This is a genomic window from Streptomyces sp. NPDC024687, assembly GCF_055559055.1.
Window position 1 is genome coordinate 53,299 of record NZ_JBVHLJ010000013.1, and the last position, 20,799, is coordinate 74,097.

The following is a 20,799-nucleotide window of genomic DNA, read 5'->3' on the forward strand; positions in this document are numbered from 1 at the left end:
TCGGAGGCCCTGATGCCCCGCAGCTATCCGCCTGAGTTCCGCCGCAAGGTCCTTGATCTCGTCGCATCCGGAAGGAAGGTCGCCGAGGTCGCCCGGCTCCTCGGCATCAGCGACCAGACGATCTATGTCTGGCGTCGCCAACACCTCATCGATACTGGGCAGTTGCCCGGTACGAACAGCAGCGACCTGTCCGAGCTCGCTGCGGCCCGCAAACGCATCGCCGAGCTGGAGGCCGAGTTGGCCGTCCACCGGCGGGCTGCCGAACTCCTGGGTGAGGTGACGTCCCCAAAAGGCGGTTCGAAGCCATCCGCGTGATGGCCCGTGAGCACCTGCCGGTGCAGCTGGCCTGCCGGGTGTTGCATGTCGCCGAGTCCGGGTACTACGCCTGGCGGAACCGGCCGCCGTCGAACCGCCTGGTCAAGCACGCCTGGCTGACCGAGGCCATCGTGGGCATCCACACCGCCTCCCGCGGCACCTACGGCTCCCGCCGGGTGCACGCCGAGCTCGGTCTGGGCCTGAGCATCCATGTCAGCCACGGCACCGTGGAGCTGCTGATGCAGCGCGCCGGCCTGCACGGCCTGCCCGGCAACAGGCGCCCCCGCGCCAAGCACGTGACCCCATCCGTCGCCGACCTGGTGGAGCGGAACTTCACCCGTCATGCCCGGGACCAGTTATGGGTCACCGACATCACCGAACACCCCACCCTCGAGGGCAAGGTGTACTGCGCGGTCGTCCTGGACACGTTCTCGCGACGCGTGGTGGGCTGGTCGATCGACGCCTCGCCCACTGCGGCGCTGACCACCAACGCCCTGGCCATGGCCATCGGCAACCGCTCCCCGAGACCGGGCAGCACCATCATCCACTCCGATCACGGCGTGCAGTTCGGGTCCTGGGCATTCACCGAACGCGCCCGCGCCTCCGGCCTGTTGCCCTCCATGGGCTCCATCGGGGACTGCGTGGACAACGCGATGATGGAGTCCTTCTGGGCCCGGGTCCAGGTCGAATTACTCAACCGCCGGCGGTGGCGGACACGGATGGAGCTGTCCACCGCCCTCTTCGAATACCTCGAGATCTTCCACAACCGACAGCGCAGGCACTCCGCGTTGGGCATGCTCAGTCCGGTGGAGTACGAACTCCGCACGCCACCGGTAGCGTGAAACCAAGCGACTCGACTCCACCCAACTCGGGGCACTCCCTCCACGAGCGGTCCCGCGGGACCTGCGGGGTCCCGCGCATCCACACCGTCCTTCAACGGCAGGGCGAGGACTGCGGGCGCCGCCGCATCGCCCGGCTGATGCGCACTGCCGGTCTGCAGGGCCGGCACCGCAGGCGACGGCAGCTGACGACGATCCCCGACCCGCGGGCCGCTGTCCGGGCCGGCCTCGTCGTCCGGGACTTCGCTCCCGACCCGGGCGGCCTGGACACCCGCTGGTGCGGTGACATCACATACGTTGCCACCGACGAGGGCTGGCTTTATCTGGCCGCTGTCATCGACATCGCCTCCTGCCGCGTGGTCGGCTGGTCCACCGCCGACCACCTGCGGACCGAACTGGTCGCAGACGCCCTCCGGTCTGCCTGCCGCCGGCGTCGTCCCACCCGTCCGGTGATCTTTCACTCGGATCGCGGCTGTCAGGGCGGATTCCACCCCGGTCGTCGCAACACTGGCTTTCTGGGCCGATAGTAGATGCTCATTCAGGGCTTCATCGGGTGTCTTCCAACCGAGCGTTTTCCGGGGCCTGCTGTTGAGGGCGTGAGCCACGGCCTGGAGCTGTTCCGGCGACCACCTGGCCAGGTCGGTGCCCTTGGGAAAGTACTGGCGGAGAAGCCCGTTCGTGTTCTCGTTCGTCCCGCGCTGCCAGGGGCTGTGCGGATCCGCGAAGTAGACCGCGACGCCAGTGTCGAGCCTGAACTGGGCGTGCTGGGAGAGCTCCTTGCCGCGGTCCCAGGTCAGCGACCGCCGCATCCTCACTGGTCAGCCCCTTGGCGATCTCGCCCCAGAACAGCCGCTCGATCTCGCGCCGAGTCGAAGGCCGTCCCGGCGACTTCATAGGTGACCGACCCGTCAACTCCGCCATCCAACCCGCTGGTCGTCCCACAACACACCTCTCTGATCAGGAGTGTTGCTACGACTGGTTGAACTCGGTCAGTACACAAGTCAGCAATTCGCCTGTCTGACAACGGAGTTGGGCATCCGCCTGTCCGTCGGCCGCACGGGCGATGCTGGGACAACGCGCTCGCCGAGTCGTTCTTCGGCACCATCAAACGGGAGTTGCTCGACACGAGCACCTGGCCCAGTCGGGCCGCCGCCCGCACCGCGATCTTCGACTTCATCGAGGGCTGGTACAACTTGCACCGACTGCACAGCAGCCTCGGCTACCGCAGTCCCGCCGAATACGAGACCGCACGCGCAGCCTGACCACCACACCGGGGGTGTCCGTCATAGCGGCACAAGCTCAGAGTTGGCGATAGCCCTTCTGGGTCGTGGGGAACCCTCGAGTGTCCAGCAGGGCTCCGGTACTAATGATGACCGCAGCCACGTGGAACATCTTTGTGCGTGTCGACGCCGAGCAGAACTTGCTCGTGCTGCTCAGCCGTGTCGTGATGCGGATGGGTTTGCTCAGTCATGCTGGGCACGGTCGCCTGTCTCCTGATCGCCTTGGGAACACCGGTGGCCGACGCCGGAACGGTGTGGCGGTCAGGACTGTGACGGTGCCTGTCGCGAAGGCCCCTATCGGGACACGCCCACCGTTTCAGTGGCAGCACGCACCGCCTCAGACAGCAGTCGGCAGATCAAACGCAAGGCACCAGGGCCAGTCGTATCGCGGGCCAGACCACCGCCCGAGGCGGCACCCCAACATCCTCACAGCTCCCCTATGGATCGAGCGCCAAGCCGCTGACGGAGGAGGACGGCACCGCGCTGGCTGACGGGCTGCTGTCCGCTATGGCCAAGACCGCGGCTATCCCGGGCAGTCACCTCCTGGTCCTTCACAGCACCGGACTGCAGTGGTGCCGTTCGGCGATGGACAGCACCGGTGCAGAACCCGCCCCCTGAGGGCCGCCGGGTCGGATGTCCTGCCCCGCTGCCGGTCAGGCAGATGTTCCGCCCGCCCTGCCCTGTGTCGGGCGCGGCAGTCGGGGGGCGGGCCAGGCCGGGTTCCAGCGCCAGGACATCCACGAGGCGGCGTCGGCGAACGGGCCGGAGTGCTCGGTGAGCATGGCGATGACCTGGTCGCGGGCGGCATCCACGGCCTGGTGCTCGGTGTCGGTGACGATGCCGAGCCGCCGCACGTGAGCGTACTCGTCTTCGTCCTTCCACTCCCAGCTGGTCAGGTCGGGGTCGACGACCAGGTCCACGGTGAGGTCGAAGGTGTCGAACCCGTCCGTCGTACGGCGGGTGGGGTGCTCGAAGTTCACGTACCAGTTCCGCAGCCCGCTGCTCGTGTAGAAGGCGTTGACGCTGAACCATGCCGTCGGCGGCTTCCACAGCAGCAGCTCGGTCTCCTGCCACACGGCGTCCGCGAGCTCCCACACGCCAGTCGCCATCGCGTCGAACGCCTCTGTGCGCACCGATCGGTCGCCATCATCGCGGGCCTTGACGTACAGGGCCGGCCAGCGCGTCTCGGCTCCTGGCGGGCAGGCAGCCAGCAGGGCCTCACTGGTGTCGGTGACGACGCGCAGCGCGTGCTCGCTCCACACCCGGCCTGAGCCGTGTACGTCGCGCCGTACGACCGTCTGTCCCGTCTCGAAGGTGCGCACCTGTTCCTCCTTCGCCGCGGACCGGGTCTCGGCGCGCGGTCTCCAGCCCAGCGCCGAGGGTGCGGCCTGGGCAAGCCCCCGTTGGAGCGAGGACACTGTCACGTTGGCTGACCGGTGGGATGATCTTCGGGTTGATCAACCTGGGAACGGTTGTCCGTGGGGGGCGCGTCGCTGTCGTTCAAGGGGCATCGGTACCCGGTCGAGGTCATCTCCCATTGCGTGTGGCTTTACCACCGCTTCCCGCTGTCGTTCCGCGAGGTCGAGAAACTGATGCTCGAGCGCGCGTGATCGTCTCCTATGAGACGGTGCGGCGGTGGTGTGGCACCTGGACGAAGTCTTCATCAAGATCAACGGCGTGCAGCAGTACCTGTGGCGGGCCGTTGACCAGGACGGCAACGGGCTGGACATCCTCGTGCAGAACCGGCGGGACAAGGCCGCGGCCAGACGCTTCTTCCGCAGACTTTTGAAGAGTACCGGTGTGGTGCCGCGGGTGATCGTCACCGACAAGCTTCGCTCTTACGGCGCGGCCCTCCGCGAGGTCATGCCCTGCGTCGAGCACCGGCAGTCGAAGTACCTGAACAACCGGGCGGAGAACAGTCATCAGCCAACGAGGCAGCGCGAACGGGCGATGAGAGGCTTCCTGTCGGTGGGCGGAGCGCAGCGGTTTCTGTCCGCGTTCAGCGGCATGGCGCCCCGCTTCCGGGTCCTCCGCCATCTGATGTCCGCACACGACTACCGCGCCGAGATGACCGTCCGCTTCGCAATCTGGGAGCAGATCATTGGCGTCGCCGGCGTCGCTGCCACGGCCTGAGCACAGCCCGGAACCGGAGTCCACCACGCCACGACGCACCATCAGACACCTTCCCACCCAACAACGTGACAGCGCCCAGGACTCTGTCCGCTACAACTGGCGCGGCGGCGAAAAACTCATCCCCACCACCTGGCTCGACGACAACCCCACCCCGTCGCCAGAGCGTCCTGCGCGGCCGCCGGGCAGCACCACCGGTACGACATGCCGGTCCCGCCGAACGCACCACCGCCCGCCGCGTTCGGCGCACCACAGCACGTCTGGGAGGATGGCCGGCAGCCGTCCGTACCGGGTCCGGGAACCTGCGGGCGGCGAGAAGACGGGCGGGTACGGGCAGCGGCCCGGCGGGCGGGAGAGCGGAGTGGTGCGGCACATGCCGGAGTACCCGGAGTACCTCGCCGCGGTCGTGTTCGCCGCGGGCGGCGTCGTCAACGCCCTGCTGGCACCGCACCGGTTCTCCACCGCCGTCCTGTTCTGCCTCGCGGTGACCTCTGCCGGACTCGGCGTGGCCGGTCGCAGTGCGGCAGCCCACCCGACCATCGCCACCGTCCTCGCCGTCGCCGCCCTGCTCCTGGCGCTCGCGCTGGGCCTGCTGCTGCTGGCCGACGGCGTCCTCCTGGTCCGGCGCTACGGACCGCAGGCAGCCCTGCTGGCGACCGGGGCCGCCGGCTGCGCGGTGCTGGCGGTGCTCGGCCTCGACGCGGTCTTCCACGCGATCGGCGGCGAGACGTTCGGTGCCCTCGTGGTCGCGGTGAACGCGGCCGCGGGATACCTCACTCTGCTCTTCCTCATCTTCGCCGGCTACGTGTTCGTCCGGGGCCGTAGCACCCCCCTACCGGAAACCACTCATGTCGTCGTCCTGGGCGCCGGGCTCGACGGCGACCGGCCCGGCCCGCTGCTGACCCGCAGGCTGGAGCGCGCCCTCGCGATCGAGGCCGCCCGCACACCGGGCACGCCTCGTGTGGTGTTCGTCGTCTCGGGCGGCCAAGGCGACGACGAGGTCCGCTCCGAGGCGGACGCGATGGCCGACTACCTGCGCGGACGCGGAGTTCCCGCCGACCGGATCGTGCAGGAAGACCGCTCCGTCAACACCGGGCAGAACCTCCGCTTCAGCGCGGCCCTCGTGGACGGCACCACTCCCGGCCACCGTGCCACGGTGGTCACCAGCGGCTTCCACGTCTATCGCACGACTTTGCTGGCCCGCCGCGGCGGCGTGCCCGTACACGTCGTGGGCGCGCCGACCTCCCCCGCCTACTGGCTGGCCGCGACACTGCGCGAATTCGCCGCCATCCTGTGGCTGGACCGCCTCCCCCTGGTCGGACTCAGCCTGCTGCTGGCAGTGCCGGTGGCGACGGCGATCTTCGAGCACTGAAGCGCCCGCGCCCCGGTCAGGCGCCGGCCTAGCAGTCTTGTTCGCGTCAGGACGCCTCGGCGTGCGCGGCCACCGTCAACGGCCTCGCCTTCGGCGGCAACATCATCGAAACAGGCACCGACGCCTACCGCTTCGCCACCACCCGCGCCCAAGCGGAACGTCCGGCCCGGCGGACCCGTCGTCGCTGGCGGCGACGTCATCTCGCACGAGGAGTCCGTCACCGCCTTGGTCGGGGTCTACAGCGAACGGCTCGACCCGAACACCGATCTGGGCATGGTGTGGACGACCGACGCCCTCTTGTCGCCCCGCCGGGCTGGACGTCACCCGATCCCGTCCGCTGACCGGCGCCGTCCGCGATTGTGCGTCGGCGTCGTCACGCAGTCGGGCACCCACCCGGCGCGGCTCCCGATGCGCGGGATCAGCGCGCGTCAGCTCGGTTCTCCGGGTGCGGGCACCACCGTTCCAGGGTGCCGCCCGCGCTTCCGTCATCGGCGATCCGTGGTGCGTGACTCCCGGCATTGGGTAAGTTCTCGCCACACCGTCCGCTGTCGGCGGGCACCTGACGCAGGGGGAATCGTGATTACAGGTTTGGTGCTGGGGACTGTCGTACTATGCGCGTTCACCTTGGTGCTCAGGCGCGAGATCCGTTCCGCCCGTGGTGCGATAGCTCTGGATCGGGTGATGCGTGTCCTCGCGTCGCGTCCGGGCTGGGAGCTGGAGGACCGGCGCCGGCCCAGTGGCGGTGAGGTGATACTGCACTTTCCATGGCTGGAGGCGGGCGACCGGGGCACGGTCGTCAAGGGTGTGGTCGGCGCGTACCGGGTCACGGCCATCAAGCTGTCGAAGATTGACACCCGGCGGGGAGAGCACTGGCTGGCTGTGTTCTACGACCTGCCGGACAGCCATCCCTCCCTCAGCCTGCAGCGCGCCTGGAGCGTGGCCCATCTGCCCCTCCAAGTGCCGCCCCGCCAGTATCTGCCGATGAGTGCCAACATGGATGCTCTGGTTGGCAGGCTCACCGGCACCCCGCTGCTCGAGCGGCTGACGCAACCCGGCGCTCCCGCGGTGTCGCTCTTCGAGAGGCAGGCGTGTTTCCTGTACTACCCACCGCCCCGGATCACCGACCTCGAAGAGCTGGTCACCGCGCTGACGGACCTGCTGCCGGCGCTGACAGCACTGGCTGGCAGCTCGCCCCCGGAAGGCCTCCCGAGCTCCTGACAGAGGGGGTTCTGCGGCTTCCCATCCCCTCGACCGGGCCAGCGTTGGAAGAACAGGTCGTTGGTCCAGGCGGTGACGTCAACCGCACAGTTGACCAGCTGAGCGTGCAGGTCGGTGGGCAGGAAGGTGTCGGGCAGTTCGTAGCCATCGGCGTATTCGACCAAGTCGAAGTGCCAGTGAGGGTCGCGGCACGGGCGCTGGGCATCGCTGTGGCGGTCACTCACCCCAGCGCGCATCTACGCGGTGGCGGGCACGGCCGATGGACGTCCCGGACTCAGCGCCAACGCCGACGTCGGTGGTAGGCCACCGTGACTACCGCGAGCAGCGGCCCCCAGGCCAGCAGTGGCAGATAGCAGGCGGTCATCAGCCAGTAGTGGGTGCCGTCGGGTGATCCGACGGCACCCATGTTGTCCGCATCGTTCCAGCCGAACGCACCGGTGAACGTGATGAGGGTGACGAGCGCCGCACCGAGCGAGGCAGGGATCACCGCGGCCGATACGGGAATTCTCCGGCCACCCAAGACCGGTACCCAGCGCGGAAGTTCCTCGCCCCATCTATGGACCAGGCCCAAGGTGAGGAGCCCGAGTGCCTCGGCGAACAGGCTGAGTCCGATCAGATAGGGGGACCCTTGGCCTGGAAAGTTCTCCGGGCGAAGGACCTCATCGGTGAATCCGGAGTCCCAGCCCAGGGCGATGGCGATACGCCACAGCCCGGACGGCACCAGGGTCAGTGCTGCGGCGTGCGCCGCCAGGCGGACGGAACGGGGGACCTGGGGCGCGGCCGGTACGGGCGTCCCGGCGGCCAGGGTGTCAGCCACGGCGGATCGCTGCCTCGGGCTGCGCGGGAGACTTGGTGATCTCGGCGTGGACCACCTTGAAGCCGCCCTTGATCACGGTCGTGAACGGTGCGGGGGCCATGCACGTACCGGCCTGCGGCCTTACGGGCTGGCCGTTCTCGTCGACGTGCTCGGGGTCGACGTTCACCACCCCCCAGGAGAAGCCGAGCCGGTCCGGCTCGCCCTCCCCACCCTGCTGGACGCTGATGCCCAACCGGGCGCCGATCTCCTCGACGTTCGACTTCGTTACGACTGCGGTCAGGGTCGCCGTCCGGCCGCTGGTGACCAGGCAGTCCACCTGGGCCTCCGCCCACCCTATGGCTCCGCCTCGGGGGGTATGGGAGATCTTCAGTGTGCCCCGGGCATCTGTGGGCAGTCCTTCGGGAGCCTTGGGGGGCACCGGCCGGGTGAACGGCGTCTGTTCGGCGTGGATGGTGAAGCGGATGTCGTCGTTGATCGACTCGATGTAGGAGATTCGCGCATCTCCATGGACGCTCGCGGTCTTCGCCGGCTTCTTCTCGACGGACCCAGCCGGGGCTGCAGGAGCGGGCCCGGCAGCTACCAGCCCGGCGAGGACGGCGACGGCTGCTGTAGCGCCGATTGCGGCGTTGCGCATAATGAACTCCCTTGCTTTGCAGGATATTTGTATTGCCGTGGTCGGTTGAACGGCTCAAGCTTCACTCCTGGTGCGTCTCGATCCCATCCGCCGATCGGTACAAAGATCGCGCCGCCGCCCGGCCCTCCTATGCCGTTCGGCAGAGAGCCCCGCCACATCCGCATCCGTACGCTGATCACCATGTGGGAATCAACCAGCCCGGCCGTCCAGGTGCTTGGCGCTCTGCCGTCGCTCGTGGCCGCGGGCACGCTGGTGTGGGCCGTTGCCCGCCCCCGTGCCGCAGTTCGTCAGCGGCTCGGCCGCCTCGCCCGCCCGACCACGGTCTGTGCGGCCCTCTCCCTGACCACCAGCTTCGCTCTGCCGAAGGCTGGTTTCGACTCCGGCTGGAAGCTGGCGGAGACCGCCCTCCTGCTGCTCCTGCTGGCCGTGGTCACCCGCTGGTCACCCCTGCGCGAACTCAAGTCGGCCCTCCCGCTGACCGCCCTTGCGGTGGCCCTCTGGCCGCTGCCGCTGGTCGACGGTGAGTCCTTCTTGGAATCCATCGGGATCGCCACCTTCTGGCTGCTTCCCGTAGCCGCCGCGTTGGTGGCCGGCGCCTACCCCCGCCGCCAGGAACTGCGTCGCCGCAGCGCGGTGGCCCAGGCCCGCAGCGCCCAGCGTCTTCAGCTGTCCCGCGACCTGCACGACTTCGTCGCCCATGACATCAGCGGGATCGTCGTCCAGGCCCAGGCGGCCCGCTTCGTCGCCTCCACCGACCCCTCCCACACGGTGCTCGCCCTGGAACGCATCGAAAAGGCGGGCCTGAGCGCCCTGGCCGCGATGGACCGGACCGTACAAATGCTGCACGGTCCGGAGGCACCCGCCACCGAGCCGCTCCCCGATGTGTCCCAACTGCCCTCGCTGATAGCGGACTTCACTTCAGCGGGAGCCACCGAGGCACATCTGGACCTGCCTCCCCGGGCCACGGAGGCGCTCTCCCGCGAGGCAGGCGCCGCCGCGTACCGCATCGTCCTTGAGGCACTGACCAACATCCGCCGGCACACCCCCGACGCCCCCCGCGCCACCGTCACGTTCACCCCCACCGCCACCACCGTGGAGATCCGGGTCACCAATGACCGCGGCGCCCGCCCCGCCCCGGCCCGCCGCCGCGCTTGGCGGGGCGGCCTGGGCCTCCCCGCACTCACCGAGCACGCCCAGGCCCTCGGCGGAACCCTCTCGGCGGGCCCGCACGGCGACGGCGGCTGGCAACTCACCGCCGTCCTGCCTGCCACGCTCCCGAAAGAGACCTTATGACGACGCCCCTCGGCCCGACCCGCATTCTGATCGCCGACGATCAGGAGGACGTACGCAGCGGCTTCCGCCTGATTCTTGGCTCGCAGCCCGACATGACCGTGGTCGGCGAGGCGGCGGACGGTCTCACCGCCGTTGACCTCGCCCGCACCCTGCGCCCAGACCTGATCCTCGCCGACATCCGCATGCCGGGCCTGGACGGCCTCGAACTCACCCGCCGCCTCGCCGGCCCCGACGTACCCGACCCGATGCGTGTCCTCGTCGTCACCACCTTCGACCACGACGACTACGTACGCACGGCACTGCACGACGGCGCCTGCGGGTTCGTGCTCAAGCGCTCGGGCCCCGGGCTGCTGATCGAGGGTGTCAGAGCGGCGATGGCCGGGGACATCCTCATCAGCCCCCAGATCACGGTCCGCCTGCTCCAGACCCTCGCCCCTGCCTCCGCCCCAGCAGCGCCCACGGCTCTGTCGCCTCTAACCGCCCGGGAGCAGGAGATTGCCCGGCTGGTCGCCGAGGGCCTCACCAACGCCGAGATCGGCGAGAAACTCTTCATCTCAGCGGGCACAGCCAAGACCCACATCGCGAACGTCCAGGCGAAGTTGAAGGCCCGCAACCGGGTGGGCATCGCCGCCTGGGCCTGGGAAAACGGTCTGGCTGGCCCACTCCCACGCAAGTAGGGCGCAGGCCCGAGACGTTCTGGCAGAAGTGCGGGTGAGACGGGCGCATGAGTGACCCCGTGTTTCTTGCTGTGGTCGCTGGTCGCGATCGCCCGGCCCAGGAGAAGAACGTCTCGGTGTGTACCTCCGGGTCGCTCAGGCAAGTGAGTCCTAGACCGTCGAGCGCTGCATCAACGGCATCTGGATCCGACGCTGACCAGAGAATCACTGAGAGCGCCAGTATTGGCCTGTGTGGTCGGTGGTTTTGAGGGTGCGATGCGGGGCTGGCGCGGAAGGCCAGATCTGCAGCAAGTGTTCTTCCGGCTCGTCGCCTTCGCCGCGGTCCTCGCCGGCGTCACGGCCTCGTACATGGACACGGATGCGGTAGGAGCCGGGTGGGGCGTCCTCGGACAGGACGATTTCGTCGGCGTCCTCGTCGAATGATCCCCATAGGGCCATGCGTCCGCCTGGCCACGGCAGCGAGACTTCCGCGACGTCGTCCCAGGGAGCGTCGACGAGCGGGGGCGCGGCCGGCCAGGTCTCCCCTGTGACCTGTACATCGCCGATGTGGGTCCCGCAGGTGACTGAGGCGGCAGCGCCGCCTGCGTCGGTGACGGCCAGGACGCCGGTCTCTACGGGGTCGGTGAAGCGGTCAGGCGGTGATTCCGGGTTGACGATCGCGTATGTGTTGTCCTCCACGAATAGCACCGCGCGGGCACGGGTCAGCGGTGCAGGTTGTTCTTGCCCTTCAGGTGTCGTGTCCGTCATGGCCGTGGGGCCTCCTCCGGCGTGGGTCCCGGCCAGGTCGGTCCGGGACCCACGGGAAACGTGCGGCTAGTTCTTGGAGGGCGGGAGCCATTCGGGGGCTGCGGCCGCTCCGCCCGGCGGCAGGATTACCCGTACCCAGAACTGGTCGTCCTCCAGCAGGCGGTTGTCGTTGTACCAGGGCCGTCGGTAGTCGCGCCCTTCCGCCGTGTTCTGCCGGGCGTCGATCATGTGCCAGGAGAAGTCGGGGTTTTTGGACGCGCCCTCGTGGGTCGTCGCGAAGGGATACTCATCGCACGACTGGCCCGGCGGCCGAGGGCTCGGCGCCGCTCGGCACGCCTCCGTGCGGTTGTCTCGGATGAGCTGACGGTCCCTGGTTCGGGTCAGCGCCGGGCCGTGGTCTTCCCAGCCCCAGGCGGTGTTGAGGTTGTTCTGGGCCCACCACACGTGCCAGGCCACTTCTTCCGTGTCGGCGTTGGTGGTCGAGAGCTCGTACGTCGGCCGGTAGAGGTAGTAGACGCAGCCGCCCGTGTTGGGACCGACTCGGGGAGTGGAGTCGCAGCGTACGTCCGCGCGCGGGCCGATGTCGTCCGTGAGCGGGTTGGGCGCAGTCGACTGGATGGTCATCGTCGCCAACGGGTTGGTGAAGTCGGTGGCAGTGCCTGGGGACTCGGTCACGGCGCGGAAGGTGTCGTAGCCAGTGGTCCGGAAGCGCAGCCACTGGGGCGGCGGTACGGTGCTCGGGGTGCATGAGCTGGTACAGCTGACCGCGACCGAGCCCACCACGCCCGCCCGAACCACGCCGGTGGCCTTGTAGAGCGAGAGGCGCACCTCGTGCTCCATGCGGCGCGACCGGTTGTCGACGTAGCCGTACACAACCTGGAGGATCGACCCCGTTCCGATCTCGCGCCCGGACGGGATGAGCCGCACCGAGAAGGCGAGCTCACCCAGGTAGCAGGACTCGAAGCGATTTGTCTCCAGCTCGTACTCGGGGCAGTCGACGGCGAGCGGGCGTGGTGAAGCCTCGGCCGTCGGGGCGGTGGCCTTGCGGTCCACGGCTGCCCTGCCGGCAACGCCGGTCATGCCCAAGGCGCTTGCGGCATCGGTTAGTTCCCTGGACGAAGCGCGCTTCGCGTTGACGCTGATACACATGGCTGCGTTGCCGCGGGCCTTGAGCCGGCCTGCCTCCGTGTCCGCGCACTTGGGCAGCGGCTGCTGGGCGCCAAGGGGCGCACCGGCCCCGTCCGAACCCTGCCGAGCCTGCGCCGTGGCCACGCCGGTCACCGGCAGAAGCGTGCCGATGGTCAGAGCGACCAACAGTGCACGTAAACGATATTTCCTGCGCATTCAATTCCCCCTCAGATGTGACGTGATCATGACAATTCTGCCTTGGGCGTCGCACCCTTCCACGTCCAGCCCCCACCCGGAAGCATTCATCACGCCATCAATTGGTCCCGCGACGCCAGCACTCCGGGCATGAGTGAGAGGGGGAGGCCGAAAATACGAGCTGTCCCGCCCGGCATGTAGCACGAGCACAGAATCCCCACACGCCCTTCCCCGGCCGTGCGCGCTCCGGTCGCGGAGCGTGCGCAGTCAGGGGCTCGACGAAGCGCTGGCGGTCACCCGGGCGGCGACCGAAGGCGGCGACCGAAAACGCGGATGGGCGGCTTAGCGATCTTCGACGATGAAGCACGCTCGCTGGTAGAGCTCGTCGAATGTGACGATCCCGATGTCCTGGATCGATGTCCGGTACAGCAACGAAACCACGCTGGGCAAGAAAGTGGGCGCCTCATCTGCTGTGCTTGACTTCATGACGCCAAGTTCCGCTCCCGCGCCGGACTCCCCCCGATCGCCCGCGCACCGCAGCCCGCTGCGCAGGCTCACCGCCCGTGACCGCGGTGAGGTGCACCGATCCGCCACTCAGCTGGAGCTCTTCTTCGACCTGTGCTTCGTCGTGGCCATCGCCCAGGCAGGCATCCAGTTGGTGCACGCGGTCGCCGAGGGCCATGTGGGCGAGGGCATCCTCAACTACGCGTTGGTGTTCTTCGCCATCTGGTGGGCGTGGATGAACTTCACGTGGTTCGCCTCGGCCTACGACAACGACGACGTGCTCTACCGGGTCGTCACGCTGATCCAAATCGCCGGTGTGCTGGTGCTCGCGGCCGGGGTCTCCCGGGCGTTCGAGGACCACGAGTACCAGGCGGGGGTGGTGGGCTATGTCATCATGCGGCTCGCCTCGGTGTCCCAATGGTTGCGCGTGGCCAGGTCGAGTCAGGGCAAGGAGCGCAGGATGGCCCTGCGGTACGCCGGCGGGGTGGTGCTGTGCCAGATCGGCTGGATCGGCCTCGTGTTCCTGCCCGAGGACACCCTGGTCGCGGTGTTCGTGGTGATGGCGGTCCTCGAGATGTGCGTGCCGGCGTACGCGGAGAAGGTCCAGCCCACGTCCTGGCACCCGCGCCACATCGCCGAGCGCTACGGGCTGTTCACGATCATCGTGCTCGGCGAGACCATCGCGGCGGCCACGGTCGCCGTGAAGACGGGCATCGACGAGCAGGACGCGCTGGGCGAACTGCTGCCGATCGCCGCGGGCGGGCTGCTGATCATCTTCGCCGCCTGGTGGATCTACTTCGTGGTGCCGATCCACGGTCATCTGAAATCCAACAGGCAGGCGTTCCTGTGGGGTTACGGCCACTACGTCGTCTTCGCCTCGGCGGCCGCGATCGGTGCGGGTCTGGAGGTGGCGGTCGAGCAGTCCGTGGGCAAGGCGCATATCTCGACGTTGTCCGCGTCGGCGGCCGTGACCCTGCCGACGGCGCTGTATCTGTTCACCGTCTGGGCACTGCACTCGCGCTACTTCAAGGTGGGCATCGCCCAGCAGCTGGTACTGCCGACCGCGGCCCTGCTGGTGATCTGCTGCATGTTCCTGGGCGAGTGGGCGGTGCTCTCGGCCGGTCTCGTCTGCGCGCTGACGGTGGCGACCGGCGAGACACTGACGGCGCGCACGACGGCCCGGGAGCGCGAGACCGCGGTGGGAACGCCGGTCGCCTGACCGGCCCGGCCCGGCCCGGTCCGGTCCGTTCCAGGGATGACCGGGCTGCGCCGAAGTGAGCTGGCTGGCGACCGTAGCGCTGGCCGCCCGGGCTCTCGATGTCGCGGTCGGCCGTGAGATCTTCGATCTGGTCGAAGAGCATGTCGTAGGCGTCAGCGGAAGAGTCCTCTGCCAAGACAGGGATCACGACACCGGAGGCCTCAGGCTCCTCACCCTCGCGTGTGCGCCCGTAGTAGAGGGCTGTGTCCATGGAGTAGCCCAAGCTGGGTGGGCAGTCGATGACGATGTAGTCGAACTCGCCCTCCAGCGGTTCAAGCGCCGATCAGCAAGATCGGCTTCATCGTGAACATGTACGACAGCCGCAAGGGCTACATCGCCACCTCCTCCTTGGACAGCTGGAAAGCCATCGGAGATCCGCCAGTTCTGGGCGTCATCCCCGAACGCAAGGAGCAGCGCGAGGCGGCCCGCCCAAGCAGCCGTTGCTGACCTCGGCACCCGATTGTGAGCAGTCCGAAGTCATGCGGACGATCGCCCTGGCGGTGAACGGTTGAAGGCCGCCGACCGGCTGGGCACAGGCTCCTCCTTCGGGAACGTGCCACGCGGCCGCAGTGCGCGGGGACGGGCGAAGGCCATCACCCAAGGCGACATCCCGGCCTACGAACTGGTGCGCCTGGAACTGGCCAACGTCTCCCCCACCCCGCTCAACCCCCGCCGCAACTTCGGCACCACGGAGGAACTGGCCCGCTTCGGCGAGGAACTGCGCGCAGCCCAGCTCGCCGCGTGCGTGGCCGTCTCCCGCGATGCCCACCTGGACCTGTGGCCTGACCACGCAGAGCACATCGGCGACGTCAAGCACGTCCTCGTCAACGGAGAGCGCCGCTACCGCGCTGCCTGCCAGGCCGGTCTGGACACGCTGGACTTCGTCGTCCGCGATGAACTCGCGGCCTCCCGCGAGACGTTCATAAACCATCTCCTCAAGGAGAACCTGGACCGCGCGGACTTCGACATCATCGAACAGGCCCGCGGTATCAGCGAGCTCGTTGCGGTGTGCGCGGAGGAGTCAGAGCGCGGGGCCCGTGCTCGCGCTGCGGAGCACCTGGGCAAGGACCGGTCTTGGATCACGCATCAGCTGTCGCTGCTGGACCTGCCTGAGGCCATTCAGGCGATGCTCAGCTCCGGCGATCTCCCAGAACGGGATGGACGTCTCCTGACCCGCCAGCTCAAGAAAAATCCCGGGCTCACAGAAGCTGACCTTCTGCAGTTCCTCAAGGACCAGAAGGCGGCACGCTCTGCCGAGAAGGAAGCCGAGCGCGCCTTGCTGACTGCGGCCCGCAGCCAGATGCAGAGCCCTCCCGAGCAGGGGAATACGGATGCCGTTGCCCCCGGCGGCGTACCAGCGCAACTGAACAGCAGCGCGACAATCACACCGCCCTCCACCGTGGCCAACGGTGGGGGCACCAAGACTCCCGGTCCGGCTGCACCCCGTAAGGATGCCGTAGCCAAATCCCAGCCAGCCAAGGGCACGGACCAACAGTCGACTGTGCTGCCGGCGCAAAACCTGGACCGGCCGTCCGCCGTCCAGTCCGCGCCCGCAGTGATCGAGATCAGGGATGTCGAACAGGTCGCTGACGCTCTGGCAGACCATCTGTCCGCGGAAGACTTGACGGCACTGACCGAACTCTTGCTGGAACGGCTGTCCAGCACCAAGGTTCAGGTCTGAGCCCAGCAAGCCGTACCCGGCAGGGGGGCGGATGTTGTACGCGTACAACATCCGCCCCCCCTGCCGGGTAGTCCGTAGGTCTGCATCCAGGCCTGGTAGCGGTCGTGGTCGGTATTGGCGGGCCCAGTGGGACAGAGCCAGCGCATGCGCTCCGTCGGGTCGCCAGGTAGGTACCGAGACGGACTCTGAACCTACTCTTAGAGAGCATCTGATCAGTGTTCACGCGGATGCGGGTGGGATGTCCGTTTCGATTCGCCAGGTTGGTACGGATTCTCCGGTCAGTTCGCGGGACATTTTGTTAGCCATGGCCCAATGGATCATCGCTCGTGATCGTTGGGGCAGGGCTTCGTAGTCCCGGGCCAGGCGGCGGTGCTGCATCAGCCAGCCGAAGGTCCGCTCGATCACCCACCGTTTCGGCAGCGGCTCGAACCCCTTGGCCCGTGGCCGCTGCACCACCTCGACATCGATGCCCAGACCGGCGTCGTGGTTGAAGATGCTGTTCTGGTAGCCGCCGTCGGCCCAGACCTTGGACACGCTGGGATGTGCCGCGGCCAGGTCGTCGAGCAGGAGCTTGCCGCCGGTGGTGTCGTGCACGTTCGCGGCGGTGACCAGGACGGCCAGCATCAGGCCGAGCGTGTCGGTGATCAGGTGCCGTTTGCGTCCTTTGATCTTCTTGCCGGCGTCGATGCTCTGGCTGGTCTCGGCGACGTTTGCCGAGGTCTTCACGCTCTGGGCGTCCACCACGGCCGCGGTCGGCTCCGCCCGGCGGCCGTGGAATCGGCGGGTCTTGTCGCGTAACAGGTCGTGGACCTGCTGGGTGGTGCCGTCGGCTTCCCACTTCGCGTAGTAGTCGTAGACGGTCTTGTACGGCGGGAAGTCGTGCGGCAGGTACTCCCACGGGATGCCGGTGCGGTTGACATAAAGGATCGCGTTGACGATCTCTCGCAGGTCGTGCACCCGGGCTGCCGTTCCGGGGCCGGTCCGTCTCGCCCGCCAGTCGTCGAAGACCGGTTTCATCAAGGCCCAGCGGGCGTCGGACACATCACTGCGGTACGGACGACGAACACTCACGTCTCATCCAACGACCGCCAACAGCATCAGTCACAAAACCATCCCAGAACACCAACTACCTAGATCAGATGCTCTCTTAGTCACTGGCCGCCGGGGCAGCTTGGCTGGTGCTTGCTGCCGTTGCAGACGGCTCTTCGACAACTAATGCTGAGAGAGGGGCCGACAGGCGCACCTTGTCGATGGATCGGGCTGACCGCAGTTGCTCCGCGGTAACGCCTGTAACTTCCCGCAGATCGGCACCCGTCAGGTCCGCGTCCGTCAGGTCGGCGCGCCTCAGGTCAGCCTTACGTAGCACCGCTCCAGGCAGGCGCGCCCCGACGAGCTTCGCACGTTGCAAACGAGCCTGCTGGCGGTCGGGTGGTTCTCCGCCCACGCGAGCAGGGCCTCGATCCCGTCGACGGCCAGCGTGTCGCCGGACGCCGCGGCGGACGTCTCCGGGGTGCCGGTGCTGTCCTGCGTGCCCGTGCCCGTGTCCGCGTCGGGGCGGGGGCGGGCAGTCCGGCGTGCTGGACGGCGTCGGCGAGTTCACTCTCCGACAGACCGAGGGTCTCGCGGACATGCTCGGGTCTATCGCCGTTGTTCAGCATGGAAACGGCGGTGGCGGTGAAGGCGTTGACGGGCATCGGATCTCCGATCGGTGTGTCGTCGAAGGCGGTGAGGTGGGGGAGCAGGCATCCGAGGTCGTCCTCGCCGCAGGGCAGCCCGAGGGCGCCCAGCAGGTCGGCGAGGTCGTCCTTGTCGCGGGCGCGGTGGGCGACCACCAGGGAGGCGGCGTTGCACTGGTGGCTGCCGAGCGGGGTGAGTTCGAGGGCCTCGGCTTCGAGGGCCTCTTTCATGTCGGTGAACATGACCGGCCCTCCTACGCGGCCCTGGTGCGGGGCTTGCGCTGCGCGAGAGGTCCAGGAGCTCGCGGTTGCGCTTCTTCTGGGCGTCGGTGAGCGGCCGGGCCTTGGCGCCGTGGCGGTGCCAGAGCGGGGAGGCGGGCGGCTCGGGGTAGGCGAGGGCGTGGTCGACGTCGCGTTGGGTGCTGCTCAAGGGAGCCTCCAGGTGGAGGAGTTCAGGCGTGGTCGTCGCCTTGGCCCTTGGACTTGGGCTTCGACTTGAGGTCGGAGGCGAACCGCCCGCGGCGGGCCTCAACGGGGTTGGCGGTGATCCAGTCCTCAGCGCAGGCCTTGTGCACGGGCTCGCCGGAGTGGGAGCACAGGGGCGTGGGCCGGCCGCACAGCGTGCAGGCGAGGTTCTGCCAGTGGTCGAAGTGCTGGTTGTCGCGCCATTCGAGAAGGGCGCCTGGAGCCGGGATCAGGCCCGGCTCGAACGGCTGCTTCTCCTTCTTGCGTCGCGTGCTCACGGCCGGAAGGCGGGCAGTTGCTGGAACACCTGCGCCACCAGGTCCGACGTCGGTTTCCAGGGCACGACCTGTCCGCGTGCGGGGACGGGCAGGGGCAGCTCCTGGACGTCGGCGAGCACCAGGTGCCAGGCGCCCGGGTGCGCCCACTGCGAGCAGGGCGGCGCTCCGTCGGGGTCCTGGTGGCAGTCGGTGATCCGGGCGATGCCGACCACCGCGCCGGTGACCAGCTGGCGGCCGTGGATCGTGCAGCCGATCAGCGGAATGCGCAGGGCGGGCTGGTCGATGGTCTTGCTGGTGTGCAGCAGCACCCAGCCGGTCCGCCACGGTGCGGGCCGGTTCTCCACCGTCTTGGCACCGGCGAGGATGCAGGCCGCGTACGGCTGCCGGATGCTGATGCCGCGGATCCAGTCGCCCTCGGGCAGGGTTGCGAGGCTCATGCGGCACGCCCTCACAAGCCGGTGCCCGGACGTCCGGCGCGGCGGCCGTTGATGGACGGCACGGTGGCGAGCGCGGCGGTGGCGAGGTGAGCGCGGCCGGAGTGCTTGCCGTCGTACAGAGCGGCGTCGGCCGCCCTCTGCAGGGCCGTCAGGTCGCGGGTGCCGATCGCGTCCGGCGTCGCGGCGCCGACCGAGGCGGCGACGTCGACGGTGCGGCCGTCGTCCAGGACGACCGGCGTGTGCAGCATCCGGACCAGTTGCGCCAGGCGCTGTTCGCGGCGGGTGGCGGGCAGCTCCAGGACGACTGCGAACTCATCGCCTCCGAGCCTGCCCAAAACCGCGCGCGGGCCTGCCCACGCGGCGAGCCGGGCGCCGAAGGCCGTGAGGACGGCGTCGCCTGCCGGGTGGCCCATCGTGTCGTTCACGGCCTTGAAGTGGTCGGCGTCGGAAGCACGCGGGTTCGCGGAATCTGGGGAGTGCCCACGCTTGAACCCGAGTGTCGGAGGTGCCCGGGGCGGGCTTTGCGAGCGGGTTCGCCGGGTTGATGGGTGGCACCGTGGACGTCGGGTGCTGATCGCACGCTCTGGAGTGCTCGTTACCGCGCTACCATCGCGCAGCCCAGTCGTTGCTTATGGTGTGAACAATTCAACCCGGGCGTCCGCAGGTACCCTTCTGCGTCTCCATGACGTCCGTAAGGCGTATGGTCGGCGCCCGGTACTGCGCGGGGTAAGCCTGGACGTGCCGCGGGGCTGTCTGCTGGGCATCGTCGGCGCGAACGGCGCCGGCAAGAGCACGCTGCTGCGCATTTTGGCGGGTCAGGCCGCGGGCGACAGCGGGACGGTCCAGTGCCGAGGGCGGATCGGATACTGCCCGCAGAACACTGTGCTGCACCCGGCATTCACGGTCGCTGAGCACGTGCGGTCCTTCCAGGCCGCCTACCGTCTCGAAAGCTGTGCGCGCGTGTGGGAGCTGCTGGAAGAGCTGGGCTTCGACGAGAGCCCTCGCAGCCGCATGCACACGCTCAGCGGCGGGACACGGCAGAAGCTGAACCTGGCCCTGGGGCTTATGCACGACCCTGAGGTGCTGCTCTTGGATGAGCCGTATCAGGGTTTCGACTGGGAGACCTACCTGCGGTTCTGGGACATCGCTCAGAGGCTGCGGGAGCGGGGCCGGGCGGTCGTGGTCGTCTCCCACCTCGCCTACGACCGCGAGCGTCTGGACGTGCTGCACCGGCTCCAGGACGGCGTTCTGGCCGTCGACCACAGCAGCGCCGCGGGAAGGGTCGCATGAGCCGACGGCAGTCTCCGGTCACCGCGGTGCACGACGACGCCTCCAGTTCAATGTCCGCGCTGCTGTGGCCTGCCCGCTCCGTGGGCTCCGGCGGAGCCCTGCTCGCCTGCGCTCTGCGCCGGGCGGACCGGGCCGGTCAGGAACTGCTTCTCCGCACGGGCGGCGCTGCGGATCTGGACGCCCATACGGCAGCCCGCGTCCAGGGGGTGCTGGAGGAGTGCGGCGCCCGCCAAGCGGTGGAGGACCTCATCCAAGAGCGCCACCACCAGGCCCTGGAACGCCTGAACCGCGCCCACCTGCCTGTCACGACGGCATTCGCGCTGCGCGACCTGATCCAAGCCGTGCACAACCGAACCGCATGACGGGCGTGCTCTCGCAGTGACCGTGTCCTGTCACCCGTGCGCACCCCTGGGGCCAGAGTCGGCCTCCCACCGAATTCGTGGAGTGAAAGTGTCAACGACCCAGCACAACCCTGGCCACCTGCCCCGGTCGCAGGACGGCACCCCGACCGCCGCCCGACGCGGCGTCACCGGGCGTGCCGCATGAGGTGGTGGGGGCGGTGTCT

22 protein-coding genes and 6 pseudogenes are annotated in these 20,799 nt (G+C 68.6%); 14 read left to right on the forward strand and 14 right to left on the reverse strand.

Annotated features, from left to right (window positions below; all coding sequences use genetic code 11):
• Positions 1-12 precede the first annotated feature (12 nt).
• Together ACZ39I_RS36695 and ACZ39I_RS36700 are read left to right on the forward strand one after the other, a co-directional pair.
• Positions 13-1,157 (forward strand): annotated as a pseudogene (locus ACZ39I_RS36695) (IS3 family transposase).
• Positions 1,154-1,681 (forward strand): DDE-type integrase/transposase/recombinase, encoded by a 528-nt coding sequence (locus ACZ39I_RS36700; protein WP_467249365.1) that lies wholly within the window; start codon positions 1,154-1,156, stop codon positions 1,679-1,681. The pseudogene ACZ39I_RS36695 and the gene ACZ39I_RS36700 overlap by 4 nt, the downstream one beginning before the upstream one ends.
• Here the strand turns inward: ACZ39I_RS36700 and ACZ39I_RS36705 are convergent.
• Positions 1,652-1,972, reverse strand: a pseudogene (locus ACZ39I_RS36705) (IS30 family transposase); the annotation flags it as partial. The gene ACZ39I_RS36700 and the pseudogene ACZ39I_RS36705 overlap by 30 nt on opposite strands.
• Positions 1,973-2,269: 297 nt before the next feature.
• Between ACZ39I_RS36705 and ACZ39I_RS36710 the strand changes: the two are divergent.
• Positions 2,270-2,416: an IS3 family transposase gene (locus tag ACZ39I_RS36710; protein WP_467249367.1), complete on the forward strand. Its 147-nt coding sequence runs from the start codon at positions 2,270-2,272 to the stop codon at positions 2,414-2,416.
• Positions 2,417-3,087: 671 nt separating this feature from the next.
• On the opposite strand, the gene ACZ39I_RS36715 is transcribed toward ACZ39I_RS36710, so the two are convergent.
• Complete coding sequence (locus ACZ39I_RS36715) at positions 3,088-3,756, reverse strand: ribonuclease FAU-1 family protein (protein WP_467249369.1); 669 nt, start codon at positions 3,754-3,756, stop codon at positions 3,088-3,090.
• 156 nt (positions 3,757-3,912) lie between these two features.
• Here ACZ39I_RS36715 and ACZ39I_RS36720 point away from each other — a divergent pair.
• The 4 genes and pseudogenes from ACZ39I_RS36720 (at position 3,913) to ACZ39I_RS36735 (ending at position 7,154) form a co-directional block, all read left to right on the forward strand.
• Positions 3,913-4,567, forward strand: a pseudogene (locus ACZ39I_RS36720) (IS6 family transposase).
• Between the two features lie 265 nt (positions 4,568-4,832).
• The gene (locus tag ACZ39I_RS36725) at positions 4,833-5,936 is read left to right on the forward strand and encodes a YdcF family protein (protein ID WP_467249370.1); all 1,104 of its coding nucleotides are present in this window, start codon (positions 4,833-4,835) and stop codon (positions 5,934-5,936) included.
• A gap of 50 nt (positions 5,937-5,986) precedes the next feature.
• Positions 5,987-6,103: pseudogene (locus tag ACZ39I_RS36730) on the forward strand (IS21-like element helper ATPase IstB); the annotation flags it as partial.
• A gap of 514 nt (positions 6,104-6,617) precedes the next feature.
• A complete protein-coding gene (locus tag ACZ39I_RS36735; protein ID WP_467249372.1) occupies positions 6,618-7,154 on the forward strand; it encodes a hypothetical protein in 537 nt (178 codons plus the stop codon).
• On the opposite strand, the gene ACZ39I_RS36740 is transcribed toward ACZ39I_RS36735, so the two are convergent.
• Genes ACZ39I_RS36740 through ACZ39I_RS36750 form a run of 3 tightly spaced genes read right to left on the reverse strand, consistent with a single transcriptional unit; the run spans position 7,037 to position 8,605 of the window.
• The gene (locus tag ACZ39I_RS36740; RefSeq protein WP_467249374.1) at positions 7,037-7,390 is read right to left on the reverse strand and encodes a terpene synthase family protein; all 354 of its coding nucleotides are present in this window, start codon (positions 7,388-7,390) and stop codon (positions 7,037-7,039) included. The two genes, ACZ39I_RS36735 and ACZ39I_RS36740, sit on opposite strands and share 118 nt — an antisense overlap.
• A 38-nt stretch (positions 7,391-7,428) precedes the next feature.
• Positions 7,429-7,971 (reverse strand): hypothetical protein, encoded by a 543-nt coding sequence (locus ACZ39I_RS36745; protein WP_467249376.1) that lies wholly within the window; start codon positions 7,969-7,971, stop codon positions 7,429-7,431.
• Complete coding sequence (locus tag ACZ39I_RS36750; RefSeq protein WP_467249378.1) at positions 7,964-8,605, reverse strand: hypothetical protein; 642 nt, start codon at positions 8,603-8,605, stop codon at positions 7,964-7,966. The genes ACZ39I_RS36745 and ACZ39I_RS36750 overlap by 8 nt, the downstream gene beginning before the upstream one ends.
• Positions 8,606-8,785: 180 nt before the next feature.
• Between ACZ39I_RS36750 and ACZ39I_RS36755 the strand changes: the two genes are divergently transcribed.
• Positions 8,786-9,898, forward strand: coding sequence for a sensor histidine kinase (locus ACZ39I_RS36755; RefSeq protein ID WP_467249379.1), 1,113 nt, complete (start codon positions 8,786-8,788; stop codon positions 9,896-9,898).
• Positions 9,895-10,575 (forward strand): response regulator, encoded by a 681-nt coding sequence (locus ACZ39I_RS36760; protein WP_467249381.1) that lies wholly within the window; start codon positions 9,895-9,897, stop codon positions 10,573-10,575. The genes ACZ39I_RS36755 and ACZ39I_RS36760 overlap by 4 nt, the downstream gene beginning before the upstream one ends.
• A gap of 204 nt (positions 10,576-10,779) precedes the next feature.
• On the opposite strand, the gene ACZ39I_RS36765 is transcribed toward ACZ39I_RS36760, so the two are convergent.
• Entirely contained in the window at positions 10,780-11,322 is a 543-nt protein-coding gene (locus ACZ39I_RS36765) for a hypothetical protein (RefSeq protein WP_352391873.1), read from the reverse strand.
• Between the two features lie 66 nt (positions 11,323-11,388).
• Positions 11,389-12,402: a NucA/NucB deoxyribonuclease domain-containing protein gene (locus ACZ39I_RS36770; protein WP_467249383.1), complete on the reverse strand. Its 1,014-nt coding sequence runs from the start codon at positions 12,400-12,402 to the stop codon at positions 11,389-11,391.
• A 727-nt stretch (positions 12,403-13,129) separates the two neighbouring features.
• Here ACZ39I_RS36770 and ACZ39I_RS36775 point away from each other — a divergent pair.
• Entirely contained in the window at positions 13,130-14,368 is a 1,239-nt protein-coding gene (locus ACZ39I_RS36775) for a low temperature requirement protein A (protein WP_467249385.1), read from the forward strand.
• Between the two features lie 94 nt (positions 14,369-14,462).
• Here ACZ39I_RS36775 and ACZ39I_RS36780 read toward each other — a convergent pair.
• Positions 14,463-14,687: pseudogene (locus ACZ39I_RS36780) on the reverse strand (ParA family protein); the annotation flags it as partial.
• Positions 14,688-14,716: 29 nt separating this feature from the next.
• Here ACZ39I_RS36780 and ACZ39I_RS36785 point away from each other — a divergent pair.
• Together ACZ39I_RS36785 and ACZ39I_RS36790 are read left to right on the forward strand one after the other, a co-directional pair.
• Positions 14,717-14,854, forward strand: a complete 138-nt coding sequence (locus ACZ39I_RS36785; RefSeq protein WP_467249387.1) for a hypothetical protein — start codon at positions 14,717-14,719, stop codon at positions 14,852-14,854.
• 61 nt (positions 14,855-14,915) lie between these two features.
• Entirely contained in the window at positions 14,916-16,088 is a 1,173-nt protein-coding gene (locus ACZ39I_RS36790; protein ID WP_467249389.1) for a ParB/RepB/Spo0J family partition protein, read from the forward strand.
• Between the two features lie 219 nt (positions 16,089-16,307).
• Here ACZ39I_RS36790 and ACZ39I_RS36795 read toward each other — a convergent pair whose 3' ends face one another.
• The 6 genes and pseudogenes from ACZ39I_RS36795 to ACZ39I_RS36820 form a co-directional block, all read right to left on the reverse strand.
• Positions 16,308-17,159, reverse strand: coding sequence for an IS5 family transposase (locus tag ACZ39I_RS36795; RefSeq protein ID WP_467249391.1), 852 nt, complete (start codon positions 17,157-17,159; stop codon positions 16,308-16,310).
• Positions 17,160-17,235: 76 nt separating this feature from the next.
• Positions 17,236-17,532 carry a pentapeptide repeat-containing protein gene (locus ACZ39I_RS36800; protein ID WP_467249393.1) on the reverse strand — a complete coding sequence of 99 codons (297 nt, stop codon included), beginning with the start codon at positions 17,530-17,532 and terminating at the stop codon, positions 17,236-17,238.
• Complete coding sequence (locus ACZ39I_RS36805) at positions 17,444-18,007, reverse strand: hypothetical protein (protein ID WP_467249641.1); 564 nt, start codon at positions 18,005-18,007, stop codon at positions 17,444-17,446. Before ACZ39I_RS36805 ends, ACZ39I_RS36800 begins: the two co-directional genes overlap by 89 nt.
• Before the next feature lie 209 nt (positions 18,008-18,216).
• Complete coding sequence (locus ACZ39I_RS36810) at positions 18,217-18,507, reverse strand: hypothetical protein (RefSeq protein ID WP_467249395.1); 291 nt, start codon at positions 18,505-18,507, stop codon at positions 18,217-18,219.
• Complete coding sequence (locus ACZ39I_RS36815) at positions 18,504-18,944, reverse strand: ASCH domain-containing protein (RefSeq protein WP_467249397.1); 441 nt, start codon at positions 18,942-18,944, stop codon at positions 18,504-18,506. The genes ACZ39I_RS36810 and ACZ39I_RS36815 overlap by 4 nt, the downstream gene beginning before the upstream one ends.
• Before the next feature lie 11 nt (positions 18,945-18,955).
• Positions 18,956-19,390 (reverse strand): annotated as a pseudogene (locus ACZ39I_RS36820) (GGDEF domain-containing protein); the annotation flags it as partial.
• Positions 19,391-19,580: 190 nt separating this feature from the next.
• Here ACZ39I_RS36820 and ACZ39I_RS36825 point away from each other — a divergent pair.
• Positions 19,581-20,234, forward strand: a complete 654-nt coding sequence (locus ACZ39I_RS36825; protein WP_467249399.1) for an ABC transporter ATP-binding protein — start codon at positions 19,581-19,583, stop codon at positions 20,232-20,234.
• A complete protein-coding gene (locus tag ACZ39I_RS36830) occupies positions 20,231-20,596 on the forward strand; it encodes a hypothetical protein (RefSeq protein WP_467249401.1) in 366 nt (121 codons plus the stop codon). The genes ACZ39I_RS36825 and ACZ39I_RS36830 overlap by 4 nt, the downstream gene beginning before the upstream one ends.
• Positions 20,597-20,799: the final 203 nt, after the last annotated feature.